General features: G+C 69.6%; 3 protein-coding genes and 1 pseudogene. 2 read left to right on the forward strand and 2 right to left on the reverse strand.

The features are described 5' to 3' along the window. Nucleotides 1–439 precede the first annotated feature (439 nt). Entirely contained in the window at nucleotides 440–868 is a 429-nt protein-coding gene (locus ACH4PU_RS36155) for a hypothetical protein (protein WP_398282329.1), read from the forward strand. Between the two features lie 311 nt (nucleotides 869–1,179). Beyond that, nucleotides 1,180–1,716: a recombinase family protein gene (locus ACH4PU_RS36160; protein ID WP_398282335.1), complete on the forward strand. Its 537-nt coding sequence runs from the start codon at nucleotides 1,180–1,182 to the stop codon at nucleotides 1,714–1,716. A 393-nt stretch (nucleotides 1,717–2,109) separates the two neighbouring features. On the opposite strand, the gene ACH4PU_RS36165 is transcribed toward ACH4PU_RS36160, so the two are convergent. Both ACH4PU_RS36165 and ACH4PU_RS36170 read right to left on the reverse strand, forming a co-directional pair. Then, nucleotides 2,110–2,481 (reverse strand): hypothetical protein, encoded by a 372-nt coding sequence (locus tag ACH4PU_RS36165; RefSeq protein ID WP_398282332.1) that lies wholly within the window; start codon nucleotides 2,479–2,481, stop codon nucleotides 2,110–2,112. A 1-nt stretch (nucleotide 2,482) separates the two neighbouring features. Then, nucleotides 2,483–2,582 (reverse strand): annotated as a pseudogene (locus ACH4PU_RS36170) (IS481 family transposase); the annotation flags it as partial.

Here is a 2,582-nt window from a genome sequence, read left to right on the forward strand (position 1 = left end):
CGCGAGTGGCGGTGTCGAGGTTCTCGTGGAGCGAGGTGAAGCCGGTCTCGCGGCGGCGGAGCTCGGTCACCATGTTGGTCAGGCCCTGGAGGGGGTCCAGAACTGGCGAAAAGGGGCAGCGGGATGATCTTGGTCCCGCGCTGACCGCTATCGATGCAGCCAGACGGTTGATCCCGGTCGGAAGGTGCGGCGTTGGCCGGGGATGACTCGCCAGTGGCCGGGTACTCGGCGCCGCAGGTCGCGCAGCGGGCGCGGTAGAGGGCAGCGGCCGGACCGAGGGTCTGGGCGGGCCGGGCGGTCAGGGTCTGGCCCTCGATGACGGCGACCAGGCTCTCCCACGGCTTCGGGCAGGTGCAGGCGGCCGGTAACGCCGCGTCAGCCGGTGCGGTCATGCGGTGCTCCCGTCGTCAGCAGGGCCGTCCGGGATGGTGGCCCGCCATTGGCGGGGCTTGAGGCCGGTGGCCTTCTGGACGTCGGCGACTTCCTCGTGGTCGTAGGCGGTGCGGACGCCGGAGATAGGCATGCCGGCCGCGTCGGCGAGGTCGGCGAGCTTGTAGGGACGGGGACGGGTGAACTCGCGTCCGTACGCGACGAGCCAGCGGATCTCGGCTTCGGCGGTTTCGCGGCGGTAGCGGGCGGCGGCGATTGCCGACAGCAGCGGCTCGTTCGCCTCCGGGTCGGCGTCGGCTGCGGCTTCGAGGTGGAGGACGGTCTCCTGACGGTCGCGGTCGGTGTCGTGTCAGACGTCGTTGAAGACTTCCTCGGGGACGTCGCCGAGCTCGGACATCGGGTGGAGGATCGCGGCAATGTGTTCGTACACGCTCATGGCGTTCAGTTTGCGATGAGCGCAACGGATTTCACTGACTGAAACTGGCGGTGTTCCCACGCTCTCGTCTTTGTGCGAGCAAGATCAACCACCGGTCACCGGTTCCGCCGGACCGCCGATCCGCTCTCAGAACCCGTTCTCACACAAAAGTGGGACGGACCCCCTTGTGATACATGCATTGTGCGAAAAAATCCGGGCTCATGACAGCCCCTCGGCGCTCCGCGTCCGACCGGTCGGATGCGGACGACGTCGAGCAGCACGCCTGCCCGAAGTGCGATGCCCCGCCCGGCTCGCCGTGCCGCTCGCGCGGCGGCGCGGTCGCCTCCGCCTATCACACCCGCCGCTTCGCGATGATGCCCCGGCTGAAGAAGGAACTGCGGGTACCGACCCCGGCCGACCGAGGCTCGGGCCGGCCGTGGCGGCCCGGCACCGCACCGCCGGCGCCGGTCGACCCGGACCTGCCGAGCGCGGACATCCGCATCGGCTACACCCGCTGCTCCACCCTCGGACAGGAGCTCGACTCCCAGCTCGACGCGCTCAGCAAGCACGGCATCCCGAGGGACAAGATCTCCAGCGAGAAGATCAGCACCCGTGTGCGGGCCCGCCCGAAGTTCGAGGAGGCACTGCGGACCGCGCGGGAGGTCAAGGCCCATTCGCTGGTGCATGACGATCTCTCGGGGCATGGGCCGCACTGGCGCTTGTTGAACCGCACCACGGTGAACGGGGCCATCGCCGGAAGCTCGTTCCAGTTGCCGCTGACCTTGCCGTTGGGGCAGGTGACCTCGCGACGGTCGAAGTCGATAATGAAGTTCTCCCGGCCGAAGCCGTCGCCGGCCCTGCGCTGCCGGGAGCTGTTCTCGCTGACAGGTCCCACCAGCTCGACCCGGTAGGTGCGGGCAGCGGTGTCGAACAGGGCGACGGAGGTGTAGCCGCCGTCGACCAGGTGCTGGGCGGGCAGTTGCCGTGCGCCGCGGGGGAGGGTGCCGGTGAGTTCCTGGCCCCTGCGGGCGACCTGGGCGGCGATCACGCTGATGATCCGCCGCCTGACCAGGACAAGCCCGCGGATTCCCTGGACGAGGAAGACCGCGGCTCCGGCGACGGCAGGGGCCGGGCGGATGAAGGCGCAAGACGACGCGGTCCCTGCCACACCTCCATCATCACGCGTACCGGCCCCGCGCGACGGCACGACCGCCGGTCCGAAGACCAGCACTGCTCGCCCCGCCGCTGAGGCCGGGGCCCTCCTTAAGGGCTGAACCGAAGGAGGGTCCGGGCGCCGACGGTCGTCAGGGCCGGGCCTCCCTCACCAGGACGTCGAGCATCAAGCTCACCGCACAGGCGAGTTCCTGGCACCACACCAGGGCCGCCCACGGGTCCGTCTCCGCCGCCGGGGCGCCGTAGTCGATGACGCGGCGGACGTACAGCAGCCCATAGCCCACGAGCTGCGGACTCACGCTGCCGAGCGTCCGGCGACGGGCGTCGTTCCAGTTCTTCGCCAGCGACAGCAGCCGCTCGGCATGCGCCGTCAACCGCTCTTTCATCGCCGTCACTTCCTCCACGCCCGGGGCGACACCGTCCGGACGGATGCCCAGCGTTATCGCCACCGTCGACCGCACGCTCTCCACTTCGTTGCCGCTGAGGGAAGTCCTCTCGCGCACGCTAGGTGTATTGACTCGCAACGTTGTTCACTCGGCTGATTGGCGGGTGGCCGCCGAGTGCGGTGTGGCAGCGGTGGTGGTTGTAGGCGTGGAGGAAGTCT

The sequence above is a fragment of the Streptomyces sp. NPDC021100 genome (assembly GCF_044333095.1).
Classification (GTDB): domain Bacteria; phylum Actinomycetota; class Actinomycetes; order Streptomycetales; family Streptomycetaceae; genus Streptomyces.